Origin of the sequence: Mesorhizobium sp. M00.F.Ca.ET.216.01.1.1, from assembly GCF_004010325.2 — a bacterium.
In the GTDB taxonomy this organism is placed as follows: domain Bacteria; phylum Pseudomonadota; class Alphaproteobacteria; order Rhizobiales; family Rhizobiaceae; genus Mesorhizobium.
In genome coordinates this window covers 1-468 of record NZ_SADR02000121.1, presented here as the reverse complement: position 1 = coordinate 468, position 468 = coordinate 1, and the positions used below count along the sequence as shown (strand labels likewise).

Sequence of the window (468 nt, the reverse complement as noted above, 5' to 3'; positions counted from 1 at the left end):
AGCTTCGGCAGCGTGTTGCGGGCAAGCATGGTGGCGCTGGAGCGGAAGAAATCCTCCGCGTCGGCATTGGCGAAGGTGATGAAGCCTTGGGGATCGACCATGATCACCGGCCGGCGGATGGTGTTGAGCACGATGTTTGCGGCGTCCGCCATGTCTGGGCTCTTCGGGGCGGTCGCCTTCATGCCGCGCAGGTCGGAGCCGGCGCCGGGCTCCGACATGGCCAGCGCGCCGACGGTTCGATGATGCCGGCCAAGGCCGAACAGTTGCTGTGCAAGCGCGAAAGCATTGGTGTCGTCGTCCGCCCAGACCGGCACATGCACGAGTTCGGCAAGCATGGCGGCAAACGGCACGTCGGCCCAGTTGAACCGGTGGCTCAGGCGACAGACGCCGTTCTCGATGACGCCTGGTATCGCGATGCCGATGCCGCTGAGCTGCGCGGTCGTCGGGGCTCCGCGATCGGAGATCAGT

1 protein-coding gene and 1 pseudogene are annotated in these 468 nt (G+C 66.0%); both read right to left on the bottom strand.

Annotation, left to right across the window (positions count from 1 at the left end):
- Positions 1–182: PAS domain-containing protein (locus tag EN859_RS40655; protein ID WP_348632969.1), on the bottom strand; the 182-nt coding region annotated here is incomplete at its 3' end.
- A 33-nt stretch (positions 183–215) separates the two neighbouring features.
- Positions 216–468: pseudogene (locus tag EN859_RS40650) on the bottom strand (ROK family protein); the annotation flags it as partial.